The 15,640-nt window shown below is 65.9% G+C and carries 13 protein-coding genes; 10 read left to right on the top strand and 3 right to left on the bottom strand.

The window, feature by feature from the left end; genetic code table 11:
- Positions 1-53 precede the first annotated feature (53 nt).
- Together ACFQU0_RS14360 and ACFQU0_RS14355 are read left to right on the top strand one after the other, a co-directional pair.
- Positions 54-1,247, top strand: a complete 1,194-nt coding sequence (locus ACFQU0_RS14360) for a cation:proton antiporter (protein WP_382201929.1) — start codon at positions 54-56, stop codon at positions 1,245-1,247.
- Between the two features lie 16 nt (positions 1,248-1,263).
- The gene (locus tag ACFQU0_RS14355; protein WP_382201927.1) at positions 1,264-2,391 is read left to right on the top strand and encodes a YbdK family carboxylate-amine ligase; all 1,128 of its coding nucleotides are present in this window, start codon (positions 1,264-1,266) and stop codon (positions 2,389-2,391) included.
- Here the strand turns inward: ACFQU0_RS14355 and ACFQU0_RS14350 are convergent.
- Together ACFQU0_RS14350 and ACFQU0_RS14345 are read right to left on the bottom strand one after the other, a co-directional pair.
- Positions 2,388-3,995: a gamma-glutamyltransferase family protein gene (locus ACFQU0_RS14350; protein WP_382201926.1), complete on the bottom strand. Its 1,608-nt coding sequence runs from the start codon at positions 3,993-3,995 to the stop codon at positions 2,388-2,390. The two genes, ACFQU0_RS14355 and ACFQU0_RS14350, sit on opposite strands and share 4 nt — an antisense overlap.
- Position 3,996: 1 nt before the next feature.
- The gene (locus tag ACFQU0_RS14345; RefSeq protein ID WP_382201924.1) at positions 3,997-4,977 is read right to left on the bottom strand and encodes a Bug family tripartite tricarboxylate transporter substrate binding protein; all 981 of its coding nucleotides are present in this window, start codon (positions 4,975-4,977) and stop codon (positions 3,997-3,999) included.
- 134 nt (positions 4,978-5,111) lie between these two features.
- Between ACFQU0_RS14345 and ACFQU0_RS14340 the strand changes: the two genes are divergently transcribed.
- Together ACFQU0_RS14340 and ACFQU0_RS14335 are read left to right on the top strand one after the other, a co-directional pair.
- Positions 5,112-6,023: a LysR family transcriptional regulator gene (locus ACFQU0_RS14340; RefSeq protein ID WP_382201923.1), complete on the top strand. Its 912-nt coding sequence runs from the start codon at positions 5,112-5,114 to the stop codon at positions 6,021-6,023.
- 37 nt (positions 6,024-6,060) lie between these two features.
- Positions 6,061-7,014 (top strand): DUF533 domain-containing protein, encoded by a 954-nt coding sequence (locus tag ACFQU0_RS14335; RefSeq protein ID WP_382201921.1) that lies wholly within the window; start codon positions 6,061-6,063, stop codon positions 7,012-7,014.
- A 117-nt stretch (positions 7,015-7,131) separates the two neighbouring features.
- On the opposite strand, the gene ACFQU0_RS14330 is transcribed toward ACFQU0_RS14335, so the two are convergent.
- A complete protein-coding gene (locus ACFQU0_RS14330) occupies positions 7,132-7,941 on the bottom strand; it encodes an IclR family transcriptional regulator (RefSeq protein ID WP_382201919.1) in 810 nt (269 codons plus the stop codon).
- A 101-nt stretch (positions 7,942-8,042) separates the two neighbouring features.
- Here ACFQU0_RS14330 and ACFQU0_RS14325 point away from each other — a divergent pair, with 101 nt between their 5' ends.
- From ACFQU0_RS14325 to ACFQU0_RS14300, 6 genes are read left to right on the top strand one after another with little or no spacing between them, the layout of a single operon-like run.
- Positions 8,043-9,485: a carotenoid oxygenase family protein gene (locus tag ACFQU0_RS14325; RefSeq protein ID WP_382201917.1), complete on the top strand. Its 1,443-nt coding sequence runs from the start codon at positions 8,043-8,045 to the stop codon at positions 9,483-9,485.
- A gap of 9 nt (positions 9,486-9,494) precedes the next feature.
- Positions 9,495-11,255: a class I adenylate-forming enzyme family protein gene (locus ACFQU0_RS14320; protein ID WP_382201915.1), complete on the top strand. Its 1,761-nt coding sequence runs from the start codon at positions 9,495-9,497 to the stop codon at positions 11,253-11,255.
- Complete coding sequence (locus ACFQU0_RS14315) at positions 11,252-11,950, top strand: alpha/beta fold hydrolase (RefSeq protein ID WP_382201913.1); 699 nt, start codon at positions 11,252-11,254, stop codon at positions 11,948-11,950. Before ACFQU0_RS14320 ends, ACFQU0_RS14315 begins: the two co-directional genes overlap by 4 nt.
- 37 nt (positions 11,951-11,987) lie before the next feature.
- Positions 11,988-12,962, top strand: a complete 975-nt coding sequence (locus ACFQU0_RS14310; RefSeq protein ID WP_382201912.1) for a Bug family tripartite tricarboxylate transporter substrate binding protein — start codon at positions 11,988-11,990, stop codon at positions 12,960-12,962.
- Positions 12,959-13,945: an NAD(P)H-dependent flavin oxidoreductase gene (locus ACFQU0_RS14305; protein ID WP_382201910.1), complete on the top strand. Its 987-nt coding sequence runs from the start codon at positions 12,959-12,961 to the stop codon at positions 13,943-13,945. The genes ACFQU0_RS14310 and ACFQU0_RS14305 overlap by 4 nt, the downstream gene beginning before the upstream one ends.
- 25 nt (positions 13,946-13,970) lie before the next feature.
- Positions 13,971-15,449 (top strand): carotenoid oxygenase family protein, encoded by a 1,479-nt coding sequence (locus ACFQU0_RS14300; RefSeq protein ID WP_382201908.1) that lies wholly within the window; start codon positions 13,971-13,973, stop codon positions 15,447-15,449.
- Positions 15,450-15,640: the final 191 nt, after the last annotated feature.

Genomic DNA, 15,640 nt, shown 5'->3' with positions numbered 1-15,640 from the left:
CGCCTCGGCCCCGCCCGAGGCCATCGGCCCCATCGAAAAGGAGTGCCTTGCGCATGGTGACCGACCTGACTTTCCTGCTTCAATCCATTGCCTGGCCACTGGTGCTGCTGCTGGCCTGGCTGCTGGCCGAGCGTGCCCACGAAGCCTGGCGCGTGCCCCGCGTCACCAGCTACGTGGCCGTGGGCCTGGTGGGGGGCTTCATCAACCTGCCCGGCCTGACCGATGCGGTGCCGGGCCTGCCCTTCCTGGCCAATGTGGCGCTGTCGCTGGTGCTGTTTGAGCTGGGCTACCGCATCAACCTGCGCTGGTTCCGCCACAACCCGTGGGTGCTGGTGGTGGGGGTGGTCGAGTCCGTCATCACGTTTGCGCTGGTCTATGCGGTGACGGGCTTGTTTGACCTGGCCACCGATGTGCGCCTGGTCGTGGCCTCGCTGGCCATCTCGGCCTCGCCGGCCGGCATCGTGCGCGTGGCCAACGAGCTGCACAGCGCCGGCCAGGTGACCGAGCGTGTGCTCCACCTGTGTGCCATCAACTGCCTGATGGCCGTGATGGCGCTCAAGCTGGTGGTGGGGTACTGGCACATCAGCACCACCGGCGACCTGGTGGCGGCCGCCTTCGGCAGTGTGCACGTGCTGGGCACATCGGTGGCGGTGGGCACCTTGCTGGGCGTGGCCGTGCCCTGGTTGCTGCGGGCGCGCAACACCTCGGCCAACGGCGTGACCATGGTGTTTGCGCTGTCGGTGCTGCTGCTCACCACCATGTCCTTTGGGCTCAAGCTGTCGCCGTTGCTGGCCGCGCTGACCTTTGGTGTCGTGGCGCGTGAACGGCGGGTGCATCTCACCAACGCGCAACGCGACTTCGGCACCGTGGGCGAGTTGCTGGGCCTGTTCCTGTTTGTCTACGTGGCCTCGCTGATCGACTGGGCCAACGTCTGGACCAGCCTGGCCCTGGGCGCGGCGCTGCTGGTGGTGCGCACGGGCAGCAAGGTGTTGTGCAACCTGAGTGTGGCGCGCCTGAGTGGCATCACCGAACGCAAGGGTGTGCTGACCGGGCTGGCGCTCACGCCTTTGTCGGCGTTTGCCATTTTGTTGCTGGAGCAAAGCCGCCTGCTGGGACTGGAGCCCGCTGTGCAGGCCTTGAACGTGCTGGCGGGCACGGTGGTGGTGCTGGAGTTGCTGGGGCCCGTGGTCACGCAGCGTGCGCTGCTGGCCGCGCGTGAGACCCACGTGACCCACGAAACCCTTTGAGCGAAAGGACACACCGATGCCATTGGAAACCTTCAAGTCCTCGAACTCGCTGACGATGGGGGTGGAGCTGGAAATGCAGCTCGTCAACACCTTCGATCTGGACCTCTCCAGCAGCGCCAACGATTTGCTGGAGCTGCTCTCGCGCAAGCCCTTCCCGGGCGTGGTGACGCCCGAGATGACCCAGAGCATGATCGAAATCGCGACCTCCATCCAGACCGAACACGGTCCGCTACTGGCGCAACTGCGCGACATTCGCAACACCCTGGTGACCGCGTGCGACCGCCTCAACATCGAGCTGGCCGGCGGCGGCACCCACCCGTTCCAACGCTGGTTTGAGCAGCGCATTTTTTCCAAGCCACGTTTCCAGGAACTGTCCTCGCTGTACGGCTACCTGGCCAAGCAGTTCACGGTGTTCGGCCAACACGTGCACATCGGCTGCGCCTCGGCCGACGAGGCGCTGTTCCTCCTGCACTCGCTCAACCGCTACGTGCCCCACTTCATCGCGCTGTCGGCCTCGTCGCCGTATTTCCAAGGGGTGGACACGCTGTTCGACTCGGCCCGCCTGAACTCGGTGTTCGCCTTTCCCTTGAGCGGCCGCGCGCCCTTCACGCTGAGCTGGGAGGAGTTCTCCACGGTGTACTTCACCAAGATGGAGTCCACCGGCGTGGTCAAGTCCATGAAGGACTTTTACTGGGACATCCGGCCCAAGCCCGAGTACGGCACCATCGAATTGCGCGTGTGCGACACGCCGCTCACGGTGGAGCGTGCCGCCGGCCTGGCGTGTTACCTGCAAGCCTTGTGCCGCCACTTGCTGGAACGCAAGGAAGAGCCGCCGGAAGAAGACGACTACCTCGTCTACACCTACAACCGTTTCCAGGCCTGCCGCTTCGGATTGGACGGCATGATGGTGAACCCCAAGACGCGCGAACAAATCTCCATCCGCGAAGACGTGCTGGCCACGCTGCGCCGCATCGAACCCCACTTCGTGGCGCTGAATTCGGGCGCCGCGCGCGACGAGATAGAGCGCACGGCGGCCCGCGAGGGCAACCACGCCACCTACCTGCGCAAACAGTTTGCGCAGAGTGGCACGGTGCAAGGTGTGGTGCGCGCCAGCGTGGACGCGATGCGAGGGACTTCGCTTTAAAAGGCCACCGCTTGGCCGTCCTTGCGCGGGTCGGAACCGGCGATGTAGGCATCGCCTTCGCGCAACACCAGCTGGGCGCCACCAAAGGCGAACACGCCGTTGCCGCCTTCCACCGTCAGCTCGTGGCCGCGTGCGCGCAACGCGGCCACCAGGGCCGCGTCCATGTGCGGTTCCACCGCCACCGTTTTGCCGCCGTTGACACGCCAGCGCGGCGCATCCGCGGCGGCCTGCGGGTTCTGGCCGTAGCGCAGCACGCGCAAGGCCATCTGCAGGTGACCTTGCGACTGCATCGGCCCACCCATCACACCAAATGCCATGCGCGGCGTGCCGTCGGCGTTCATGGCAAAGGCCGGGATGATGGTGTGCGAGGGGCGCTTGCGCGGTCCCACCTCGTTGGCATGGCCGGGCGTCGTCACAAAACCGTGGCCCCGGTTCTGCAGGCTGATGCCGGTGCCCGGCACCACCACGCCCGAACCAAAGCCCATGTAGTTGGACTGGATGAATGACACCATCATGCCCGAGGCGTCGGCCGCTGCCAGGTAGACCGTGCCGCCCGGGCGCGGTGCACCACAGCCGGGGTCTTGTGCGCGTTGTGTGTCGATCAGCGCGGCGCGCGACTTCAGGTAGTCGGCGTTGAGCAGCTCGGCCGGCGTCACCCGCATGGCATCGATGTCGGCGTTGTATTCGTTCAGGTCGGCAAAGGCCAGCTTCATGGCTTCGATGCTGGCGTGCACCGTCTCGATGTCGTCCACGGGGTGTCGGCCAATGCCGTGGGCGTCGAGCATGCCCAGCGCCATCAGGGCGGCGATGCCTTGGCCGTTGGGGGGGATTTCGTGGATGACGGTGTCGCCAAACGGCTGGCTCACGGTACCCACCCAATCTGCCCGGTGTTCGGCCAGGTCGGCTTCGGTCATGGCGCCACCATTGGCCTGGCTGTGTGCCGCCATGGCGCGGGCCAGTTCACCGCGGTAAAACGCTTCGCCCTCGGTTTGTGCGATCAGCTCCAGCGTGCGCGCATGGGCTTCGCTGCGGAAGATCTCTCCGGCCTTGGGCGCGCGGCCGTTGGGCATGAAACACTCGGCAAAACCGGGTTGTGCGCCCAGCTTGTCGGCTCCCAGCGCCCACAGGCGGGCGATGGTGGGCGACACCGGGAAGCCGTGACGTGCGTAGTCGATGGCGGGTTGGGCCAGTTGCGCAAAGGGCAACTTGCCAAAGCGTTTGGACAAAGCCACCCAGGCCGAGACGGCGCCGGGCACGGTGACGGCGTTCCACCCGGTTTCGGGGATACCGCCGCGCTGGGCGAAGTAGTCGGGTGTCCAGGCGGCTGGCGAGCGGCCGGAGGCGTTGAGGCCATGCAGTTCTTTGCCGTCCCACAGAATGGCAAAGCCGTCGCTGCCGATGCCGCAGCCGGTGGGCTCGACCACCGTCAGCGTCATGGCGGCGGCCAGCGCGGCGTCCACCGCGTTGCCGCCCGCGAGCAACATGCGCAGGCCGGCCTGCGCGGCCAGCGGGTGCGAGGTGGAGACCACGTTGCGCCCCATCACGGCGCTGCGCTGCGAGGCGTAGGGCAGCGCCCAGTCCCGGGTGGTGGCGTTGTGTGTCATCTCACTGCACCGAGATCTTGTGCTGGCGGATCACGCTGGCCCAGCGCGCGCTGTCGGCCTGCACCATGGCGGCAAACTTGGCCGGCGTGCCCGCATCGGCCGGGTCCACCCCCAGTTTGGCCAGGCTGGCTTTCACCTCGGGGGTTTGCACGGCTTTGGTGAAGGCCTGGTGCACACGCGCCACCAGGGCGGGCGGGGCGCCGGCCGGCAGGTACACACCAAACCAGGTCACGGACGAAAAGCCGGGCAGGCCGGACTCGGCCAGGGTGGGCAGATCGGGTGCGAGGCCGCTGCGTTTTTCGCTGGTCACACCCAGGGCGCGCACCTTGCCACTGACCACATGGGGCATGCCGGTGGGCAGCGAGTCGAACAGCACATGCACCTGCCCGGCGATCAGATCGGGGATGGACAAGGCCGTGCCTTTGTAGGGCACGTGGGTCATGTCGATGCCGGCTTGGGCGCTGAAGGCGGCCGAATTGAGGTGCACGATGGTGCCGTTGCCGCTGGTGGCGTAGTTGAGCTTGCCGGGGTTGGCCTTGGCGTAGGCGATCAGCTCGGCCACACTTTTGACCGGCAGCGAGGGCGTGACCAGCAACACGCTGGGCGCGTCGGCCACATGGGCCACCGGGGTGAAGTCCTTGGCTGCGTCATAGCTCAGGCGCGGCATCAGGTGGGGCGAAATGGCGTGGGTGCTGCTGGTGGTGAACAGCACGGTGTAGCCGTCGGGTGCGGCCTTGGCCACCTCGGCCGAGCCGATGGTGCCGCCCGCGCCGGGTTTGTTGTCCACCACCAATTGCTGGCCCAGGTCCTGCGCCACGCGTTGGGTGACCACGCGCGCGATCAGGTCGGTGGCGCCGCTGGCCGGAAAGGGCACCACCACGCGCACCGGGCGCTCGGGCCATTGCGCTTGTGCCAGCGCCGCGCCCATGGTCAAGGCGCTGGCCAGTGCCACGCCGCCGCGAATCCAAGATGTCAGACCCATACCCGTGCTCCAGAAAAAGTTGATAGGCCACACCATCTTAGAAAGCCCATGCCGACAACACCACCACCGTTTTGGCAAATGGATTTGCCAAAATGGCAAAACGGAAGTCAAATTTTAGAAAATTCAGCAAATCCATGCGCCTCCACAGCCTGCAGGACACGGCCCTGCGTTATTTCACCGCCGTGGCCGACACCGGTTCGCTGACGGAAGCCTCCGCGCGCCTGCATGTGGCCGCGTCGGCGCTGAGTCGCCAGATTGCCGCGCTGGAGGCGCAACTCGGGGTGGCTTTGTTTGAGCGCCACCCACGCGGCATGGTGCGCACGGCGGCGGGCGACATCCTGCTGGCACACGCCCGCCGCGCCGAGCTGGATGCCCAGCGCGCGCTGGAAGACATTGGCGCGCTGCAGGGTTTGCGGGCAGGGCAGGTGCGGCTGGCCACGTCCGACGCCTTTGCCAACGAACTCGTGCCGCGCCTGTGTGTGGATTTCCAGCGCCAGCACCAGGGCGTGTGGTTCAGTGTGACCGTGCTGCCCACCGCGCAAGTGCCCGACACCGTGCGCCAGGGCCATGCCGACATCGGCCTGTGTTTCAGCCGCGCGCCACAAAAAGACATCGCGGTGGCCTACCGCCAGGCGGCCCCGGTGCTGGCCTTGCTGCCGCCGGATCACGCACTGGCCGCGTTGCCCAGCGTCACGCTGGCCCAACTGGGGCAGCACCCGCTGGCACTGCCCCCGCCTGAAACCGCCATCCGCCAGATGATGGACATCGTCTGCAGCCGACAGGGCCTGCAACTCGATCCGGTGCTGGTGAGTAACCACGCGCGCACGGTGATCCAGTTTGTGGTGAACGGCGGCGGGCTGTCGGTCTCCAGCGAGGTCGCGGCGCGCGAAATGGTGGCGCGTGGTCGCATCGTGGCCCGCCCCATCAGCGACCCCGGCATGGACTTGCGCGACATCGAGGTGCAGACCCTGGCCGGGCGCCATCTGCCCGTGGCGGTGGAGGCCTTTCTGGCCCTGCTGCGCGAGCGTTTGCCAGGGCCAGCATAATTTTGTGGACTGTTTCCATCACCACAAGGTCTTGCCCATGAACCCCAACGAACAACGTGCCCTGCTCAATATCCTGGTGCAGGCGGCCATGTCCGACGGCACCAAGGCCGACAGCGAGCGGCAGTTCATCCGTGACCTGTCGCAGCAACTCGACGGCACAGCCGGTGCCCAGCACTTGGCGCAGGCGGTGCAGGACGCGCTGCTCAAGCGCGTGACGCTGGAGAACGCCACCCAGACACTGACCGACCCGTCGCACCGCCAGCTGGCCTACGAGTGGGCGGTGGCGGTGTGCGACGCCGACGGCGTGGCCAGCACCGCCGAAAAGGCCTTTTTGTCGCAACTGCGGGCTCAGCTCGGTTTGGGTGGGCAGGCGGACGTGGAGGCTGCCGAAGCCCAGACACACGCTGCCGCAGCGGCGTATGCCGATGTGGCCACGCCAGCCAATGTCGAGCCGGCGCCCCCCGCGCCTGCGGCTGTGGACCAGGCCGCGCTAGACAAGATGGTGCTCAATTACGCCATCCTCAACGGTGCGTTGGAGCTGTTGCCGCAGTCCTGGGCGTCCATGGCCATCATCCCGCTGCAGATCAAGATGGTGTATCGCATCGGCGCGGCACACGGCGTGGCGCTGGACCAGGGCCACATCCGCGAGTTCATTGCCACCGCCGGCGTGGGGCTGACCTCGCAGTACATCGAACAGTTTGGTCGCAAGCTGCTGGGCGGGCTGATTGGCAAGGCCGCTGGCCGCATGTTGGGCGGCATCGCCGGGCAGGCCACCGGCATGGCGTTTTCATTCGCCACCACATACGCGTTGGGCCAGTTGGCGCAGCGGTACTACGCGGGTGGCCGTGTCATGTCCACCGACTTGCTGCGCCAGACCTACCAGGGCCTGCTCGGCCCGGCCAAAGACTTGCAGCAGCGCCACCTGCCCGACATCCAGAACCGCGCCCGCACCCTGGACGCAGGCGAGGTGATGCGCCTGGTCAAGGGCTGACGCGCGTCATTTGGCGAAGCGCTTGCGCGTGAGTGCCTGGGAGCCGAGCGTTTTGCTGATCGTGCCAGGCTGCGCGGTGTGGTTGGTCTGCACCCTTGCGTCTGCGGCCAAGTCGGTTCACATCAACTGCCGTGCCAGGGTTTGCAGCTGCGGGGCGATCTCCCCGATCAGCCAGGCACGGTTCGGTGCTCGGCCCTGGAAGGAGCAGTTCAGTGCGGCCGGCTCGCCCTGGTCAATGCGACCCAGCGGGACCGCCACCGCCTGCACGTCAGGGTAGACCTCGCCTACCGACAGGCAACAACCGTTGCGTGGGTACTGCGCCACGTTGCGCATGACTTCGGTGCCAAAGCGGGCCCACTCCTGTGGCGCCTTCAGTCGCATCTGGTTGAGCAGGGCTTCCCGTTCTGGGGGGGAGCAGGACATCAGGTAGGCACGCCCGATGGCCGTGCCCGCCAACGAATGGCTTGTGCCCACGTCCAGCGGATAGATGCGCTTGTTGTCCGAGCGGATGGCCTCGATGTAGACGATGTTGAAGCGGTCGCGCACGCCGATGGAGACCGATCCCCCCGAGATGCGTGACAGTTCCAGCATCAGCGGACGGGCGCGTCTGCGCACGTTGAACAGCTCCAGCAAGGGGTAGCCCAGCGAAAGCACCGCCGAGCCCAGGCGGTATTTGCCCTGGTGTTCGTCTTGTGCCAGGTAACCCATGGCCACCAAGGTGTAGGTCAGGCGCGATACGGTGGCCGCAGGCAGCTGCAGTCGGCGGGCCAGTTCGCGGTTGCCCAGAACGGGTTCCTCGGGGGTGAAGCAGCGCAGCAACTCCATGCCGCGCGCCAGCGTCGTGGCGAACTGGCGGTCGCCGGCGTGTTCGGCCATGCCAGAGGGCACGCGGTGGGCGGGGCTGGGCGATTTGAATTTGTTTGTCATATTGAAACAGATGCCAATATATCGAAATCCTTCCGCACAATGCAAGCCGCGCTGCCTACGATCGCTTCCAGTCTTTCCATAAAGACAGCAGGAGACAAACGATGAAGGTAAACGACTTGCCAGTGCACGAGGTCCCGGCACTGGACGGCAACAACGCGCCGGTCCGGCAGGAAGACCATTTCGAGAACATGGAGGTGATCGGCCAAGTGCCTGCCGACCTCAATGGCCTGTACGTGCGCAACGGGCCCAACGCCTACTACCCGCCCGACTGGCGTTACCACGCCTATGACGGCGATGGCATGTTGCACGCGGTGCGTTTCCGCCAAGGCAAGGTGAGCTACCGCAATCGCTGGGTGCGCACCGCAGGTTTGCAAGAAGAGCAGGCCGCTGGCCACCCGCTGTGGAAGGGCCTGAAGGAGCCCTGGCGCAAGGACCGTCCGGACCAGCCGCTCAAAAACACCGCCAACACCGACGTCAAGTACCATGCCGGCCGCCTCATCAGCATGTGGTACCGCTCGGGCATGCCGTATGCGGTCGACCCCGAGACCCTGGACACCCTGGGCACGGCCGACTTCGAGGGCGCCATCTCGCGCATTTCCGCCCATTCGCGCCCCGACGAACACACTGGAGAGTTGCTGTTCTTCGACTACGACGTCCGCCCGCCCTACATGACATACGGTGTGGTGGGGCCTGATCGCCAGTTGCGCCACAAGATCGAAGTGCCTTTGCCCGGGCCGAGCCTGCCGCATGACATGGCGATCACCGAGCGTTACACCATCCTGCACGACTTCCCCCTCAAGCCCGATCCTGAGGCGCTGGCCCTGGGGCGCTACAAGGTGCGTTTCTACGAGGATCAGCCAACGCGTTTTGGTGTGGTCCCCCGATATGGCAAGGCGAGCGAGATCCGCTGGTTCACGGCCAAGCCCACCTACATGCTGCACGTGGTCAATGCCTGGGACGATGGCGATGAGGTGGTGATGCTGGGCACACCTTATCGCCTGCACGAGGACGACATGGGGCGCCCGGACGCGCGCCGCCTTGAGCGCACCATCCACAACCGCCAGCGCGACTTCCTGTTGTACGAGTGGCGCTTCAACCTGAAGACCGGTGAGACCCACGAACGCGTCATCGACGACGTGCTCAACACCGAGTTTCCTGTCATCAACAGCATCTACCAGGGGCGCAAGAACCGCTGGTCATACCACGTGCTGTTCCCGCAGGGCGGCAAGGAAGAGCCGCGTTTCCCGGGCCTGGTCAAGTACGACCTGGAAACGGGCGGCTACGTTGCCTTCAGCGCCGGGCCACGCTACTTCTACAACGAGCCGGGATTCGCGCCGCGGGACAACGCACAAAGCGAGGACGACGGTTATCTGGTCACCTACGTCTGGAACCCCAAGGACGAACGGTCTGAAATCCAGGTATTCGATTGCAAGGACGCGCGCATGGCGCAGGGCCCGGTGGCCCGCGTGCTGTTGCCACGCCGGGTGCCGCATGGTTTCCATGCCACCTTTGTGAGCCAGCAATCGCTCGACCGCTGGAAGTGAGACGATTCCATGATTCTGGTTCCCCGAGAACGCATTGACCACTACCTGGCCCAAGGTTGGTGGAGCGAACACACCCTTTGCGACGTTTTCCTTGACACCGCCGCACGTCAACCGGACGCCCTGGCCGTGGCCGATCCGCCCAACCGGGAGGCCTTCTGTGACGGCTCGCCGCGCCGTTGGACCTGGGCGGGCCTGCGCGAACAGGTCGGCCGCTGGGCGGCGCTGCTGCACCAGCACGGCTTGCGCAAGGACGATGTGGTTGTGATGCAACTGCCCAACATTGTGGAGATGCATGCGGTTTACCTGGCCTGCGCCATGAGCGGCATCGTGATATCGCCTGTGCCCGTGCAGTACCGCGCCCACGAGTTGCAACACGTGCTCGCCATGACCGGCGCCCGTCTGGCCGTCACCACCCGCCGCGTGGGCGCCTTCGCGCAGGCCGCGCTGTGGGCGGGCTTGAAAGCGCAGACGGCCACACTGGAGCAGGTTTGGGCCCTGGGTGATGGGTTGGCCGCAGACTGGCCCGAGGGCGTGCTGCCGTTGCAGGCGGCCATTGACGCCACCGCCCCGTGGGACGAGGCGACGCTGCGCGCCCACATGCGTGCCATTGGCCTGACGGCCCACGATGTGCTGACCATCTGCTGGACCTCCGGCACCGAGGCCCAACCCAAGGGCGTGCCACGCAATCACAACGAATGGCGCATTGTGGGGCAGTCCGTCATTGATGCGGGCCAGTTGCGCACCGGCGCGCGGCTGTTGATTCCCTTTCCTTTCGTCAACATGGCCGGTGTCTCCACCAGCCTGGCGGCCTGGCTGTTGGTGGGCGGTGAACTGCACCAGCACCACCCGTTCGATCTCGACGTGTTCTTGCAGCAGTTGCGTGAGGATGCGATGGACTACACCGTGGCCGCGCCCGCCGTGCTGGGCATGCTGCTCAAGCACACCGACAAGCTGCATGGCATCGACCGCTCGCGCCTCAAGCGGGTGGGGTCGGGCGGTGGCCCGGTGGCGGAGTGGCTCATCGAGCAGTGTGCCGAGCAACTGGACATAGAGGTCGTGAACTACTTTGGCTCCAACGAAGGGGCGGCCCTGTCGTCCACGCCGCAGGACGTGCCCGACCGCCGCCAGCGCGCAGCCTATTTCCCGCGCGTGGGTGTCCCAGGCTTCGACTGGTCCTTGTCCAACGCACGCAAGGTTCGCACGCGCCTAGTGGACCTGGACGGTGGCGAGGACATCACCGAGCCAGGGCGGGTGGGCGAACTGCGTTTTGCCGGCCCCACCATCTTCAGCGGCTACTACCGATCGCCGGAGTTGACCGCGCGCGCATTTGACGACCAGGGCTTCTACCGCACCGGCGATCTGTTCGAGATCGCGGGTGACCGCGGTCAGTTCTACCGTTTTGCCGGCCGCCACAAAGACATCGTGGTGCGCGGCGGCATGAACATCTCATCCGAAGAGGTCGAGAACCTGCTGCTGTCGCACCCCAAGGTACGCGAGGTGGCGGTGGTTGGCTGGCCGGATGCGGTGCTGGGCGAGCGCGTTTGCGCCGTGGTGGTGACCCAACCCGGCCAGTCGCTGGATCTGCCCGAGCTGGTGGATCACCTCCGTCGCGTCGAGCAGGTGGCCGCTTTCAAGTTGCCTGAGCGGCTGGAGCTGGTGGAGGCATTGCCGCGCAACCCGCTGGGCAAGGTGCTCAAGCGCGAATTGCGCACGCTCATCGTGAGCAAGGCCGAGGAAAACGGAGCGCGCGCCGACGCGGTGCGCGCATGAAGCCGGTGCTGTTGCTCATTCCCGGCATGCTCAACGACGCCCGTATCTGGGCTGATGTGGCCGATGCCCTGGCTGACGAGGCCGAGGTGCGCATCGTCGACGTGTTGACGCAGGACAGCATCGCCGCCATGGCGCGCGACGCGCTGGCCCGGGTGGCCGATGTGCCACCGGAGCGGCCGGTGGTGCTGGTCGGCTTTTCCATGGGCGGCTACGTGGCGGGCGAGCTGCTGGCCACCGTGCCAGACCGCTGGTGTGCAGCGGTGCTGATCGCCACCGGCTGCCTGCCCGAAACGCCAGAAAGCGCTGCAGGCCGCGAGATGGCGATCGCGGCCTTTCGCGCCGACTTCGAGGCCACGATCCAGGGCGTGGCCCGGCGTGGCCTGGCAAAGCCCGACGCTGCCTTGCAGGCCCGGATGGTGTCGATGATGCGCGACGTGGGTGCCGACGCCGCCATCCGCCAGACACAGGCCATACGCACGCGCGCCGACCACCGCATCGCGCTGGGAACGCTCGCATTGCCTGTGCAGGTGCTGTGTGGTCGCCAGGACCGCGTCACGCCGCCGCCGATGTCGCAGACGCTGGCCGACACCTTGCCCAACGCCACCTTGCACTGGGTGGATGACGCGGGCCACATGCTGCCGTTGGAGCACCCGCAGGTGGTGGTCGCAGCGCTGCGCCGCGCGGTGGCCGCCTGAACCCATTTCGAAACCACAAACACACTGGAGACAGACAATGAAAAAACGCCAATTCCTCGCCGCCATGGGGGCCGCTGCCACGACTTTGGCCTTGCCGGCGGCCCATGCGCAGGCCTTCCCCGACCGCCCGGTGCGTGTGGTCGTGCCTTTTGCCGCCGGCAACACCCTGGACGCCGCGCTGCGCCAGGTGGCCGAGGAATTCAAGAAGAGCACGGGTCAGCCCATGCTTGTGGACAACAAACCCGGCGGCTCCGGCATCATCGCGGCACAGACCGTGATGCAGGCCGCACCCGATGGCTACACCCTGCTGATGCCCAACACCAGCATGCTGGCCATCAACCCGTACACCTTCAGCAAGCTGCCTTACGACCCAGAGAAAAGCTTTCGCCACGTGACCGGCTTCGTTGGCGCCTCGATGGTGATGGCGGTGCACAGCAGCGTGCCGGCCAACAACCTCAAGGAGTTCATCGCCTGGGCCAAAACGCAGCCGTCCGTGTCCTATGCTTCTTTCACCGCCGGCAACTCTTCCCACTTCTCGGGCGTCATCCTCAACCAGCGCACGGGCCTGAACATGATTCATGTGCCCTTCAATGGCACGCCTCCTGCGGTACAGAACCTGGTCGGCGGGCAAGTGCACGCAGCCTTCCTGCCGTTGCTGGCGGTCAAGCCCCACGTGGAGTCGGGCAAGGTCAAGGTGCTGGCGGTGACCAGCCCACAGCGCTCGCCGCTGATGCCGCAGGTGGCCACGTTTCGCGAGCAGGGCGTGCCTGATCTGGAGATCTACATCTGGTCGTCCATCGCCGCGCCGGCGGGCACCCCCGGTGCGGTGGTGCAAAAACTCAACGCCGAGATCAACAAGGCCATGCTGCTGCCCGAGGTGCGTGAGAAGTGGCGCAGCATGGATTTCGAAGCGCTGGCGATGACACCGGACGAGTTGCAGCGGTTTGTCACAGCCGATGCACGCCGCTGGGCCGAAGCGGTCAAGATTTCTGGTTTCAAAGCGAGCGAATGAACACACATCCTTTGCCCTGGACGCTGCGCGTGCCGGTGGTGGCCGCCCCCATGTTTCTGGTGTCCGGTCCGGCCCTCGTGCTGGCGGCCTGCCGTGCTGGCATCGTGGGCGCGTTCCCCACACCGAACGCGCGTCCCATCGATGTGCTTGAAGTCTGGATGCGGGAGATCACAGATGGCTTGGCGCGCGCACGCGACGAGCAGGCGCCAGAGACCATTGGTCCCTGGTGTGCCAACCTCGTCACCCATTCGTCCAACGCCCGCCTGCCCGAGGACCTGGAACTCATTGCCAAGTACAAACCGCCCATCGTGGTCACCGCTCTGGGCAGTCCCAAGCCGGCCATCGACGTCGTGCACAGCTACGGCGGCATTGTGTTGGCTGATGTCATCAACCTGACGCTGGCGCGCAAGGCGGCCGCGGCAGGGGCTGATGGGCTGGCCTGTGTGTCGGCGGGGGCGGGCGGGCACACCGGCTTCCTCTCACCCTTTGCCTTTGTCAGCGCCATCCGGGAGTTCTTCGACGGCATGGTGGTGGTGGGTGGCGGCATCAGCGATGGCTGGGGCGTGGCCGGTGCCATCGCCTCGGGCGCCGATTTGGTCTACATGGGCACGCGCTTCATACCCACCGTGGAAAGCATGGCCGACCCTTCCTACAAGCAGATGCTGGTGGACAGCACGGTGGACGACCTCATCGTCAGCTCTGGCGTCACGGGGACCCCGGCCAGCTGGCTCAAGCCCTCGCTGCGCGCCAACGGTCTGGACCCCGAGAACCTGCCAGCCGCGCCATCGCGCAGCTACGACAGCAACCAACCTATCGGCGCCAAAAAATGGCGTGACGTGTGGGCCGCTGGCCAGGGCGTGGGGGCGATCCGTGCGATCGAGCCGGTGGCCGATGTGGTGGACGGCCTGGCGCGGCAGTACCGCCAAGCCTTGGGCCGCATGGCGGTCTTGCTGGGCGATGACGTGGCGCTGGCCAGCGCCTGACTTTTTTCGACTGGAGCGTTTCAACATGCGTGCAGACACCGTGGGGCAGGTCAAACCTACCCTGCACCCTGGGGACCACCCCTACATGACCGGGGCCTTCGCGCCCAACTACACCGAGTACAACGCCACCGAACTGGAGGTTATCGGCGAAATCCCACGGCGCCTCAACGGCGTCTACCTGCGCAACACGCAGAACCCGGTGCACCAGCCGCTGGGCACCTACCACGTCTTCGACGGCGACGGCATGCTTCACATGCTCAGCTTCCAGAATGGCAAGGCCGAGTACCGCAACCGTTTCCTGCGCACCAAGGGTTTCATGGAAGAGCAGGCTGCCGGTCACGCGCTTTACGCAGGGCTGATCGACAAACCCTCTCTGGCGCAGCGTCCGGGTTGGGGCGCGCGCGGCGGGCTCAAGGACACGTCGGCGACGGATGTGATCGTCCATGCCGGTGCGGCCCTCACCACCTTCTACCAGTGCGGCGAGCCATACCGTTTCGACGCACGCACGCTGGACCCGCTGGGGGTGGCGGACTGGGGCGAGCACGTGTTGCCTGACAACGGCATATCAGCCCACCCCAAGGTGTGCCCACGCACGGGAGATCTGCTGTTCTTCAACTACAGCAAAACCGCGCCCTACATGCATTACGGCGAAGTGGACCGCAACAACCAGCTGGTGCACTACGTGCCTGTGCCACTGCCTGGCCCGCGCCTGCCGCACGACATGGTGTTCACGGAACACTTCGCCATCCTCAACGACTTCCCCTTGCATTGGGACGAGGCGCTGCTGCCCCAGGGCAAACACAAACTGATCTACCGCGAAGACCAGCCCGCCCGCTTTGCGGTGGTGCCGCGGCGCAATGCGCCACAGACCGGTGTGCGCTGGTTCGAGGCCAGTCCGACCTATGTGCTGCATTGGCTCAACGCCTGGGAAGAGGGCGACGAACTGGTGCTGCACGGCTACCACCAAAAGACGCCGATGCCCAAGCTTGGTTACGACAACACCGGCAACACCTTGGGGCCGGATCGCTATGGCCCCACGCTGTACGAGTGGCGCCTGAACCTGGCGACGGGGGCGGTCAAAGAGCGGCGCCTGGATGAACGCCACCTCGAGTTCGGCATGATCAACTGCCGCCACTGGGGACGCCCGTACCGCTATTCGTACAACATGATTGCCCACCCAAGCAGCTTCCTGTTCGACGGTGTCATGCGCTACGACCACACCACGGGGGCTTCGGCGCAGTACCTGTTCGGCGATGGCCGTTTTGGCAGCGAATCGCCCATGGCGCCTTGCTTCGATGCAACCGAAGAGGACGACGGCTACGTGGTCAGTTTTGTCAGCGACATGAACACCGACCGCTCCGAGTGTGTGGTGTTGAACGCCCGAAACCTGGCCGCCGGGCCGGTCGCGCGCATCATGCTGCCCCACCGCATCAGCAGCGGCACCCATTCGTGTTGGGCCGATGCGTCTGAAATCGATGAAAGCAAGTGGGCCGGATTGGCCTGAGTCGGAGACGAACATGACCACCCCCATCTACATCCTCGGCGGCCACCAGACCGATTTCGCCAAGGCGTGGTCGCGCCACGGGCAAGACCTCTCGGACATGGTGCGCGACTCGACGCTGGGCGCGCTGGCCTCGGCCCGTGTGGAGCCCTCGCAGGTGCAAAGCATCCACGTGGGCAACGCCTTTGGCGAAC

Source organism: Hydrogenophaga defluvii (genome assembly GCF_042665235.1).
GTDB classification, from domain to species: Bacteria; Pseudomonadota; Gammaproteobacteria; order Burkholderiales; family Burkholderiaceae_C; genus Hydrogenophaga; species Hydrogenophaga defluvii_A.
Note: the sequence above shows the minus strand (reverse complement) of the source record. Positions and strands in the feature narration are given on the sequence as shown.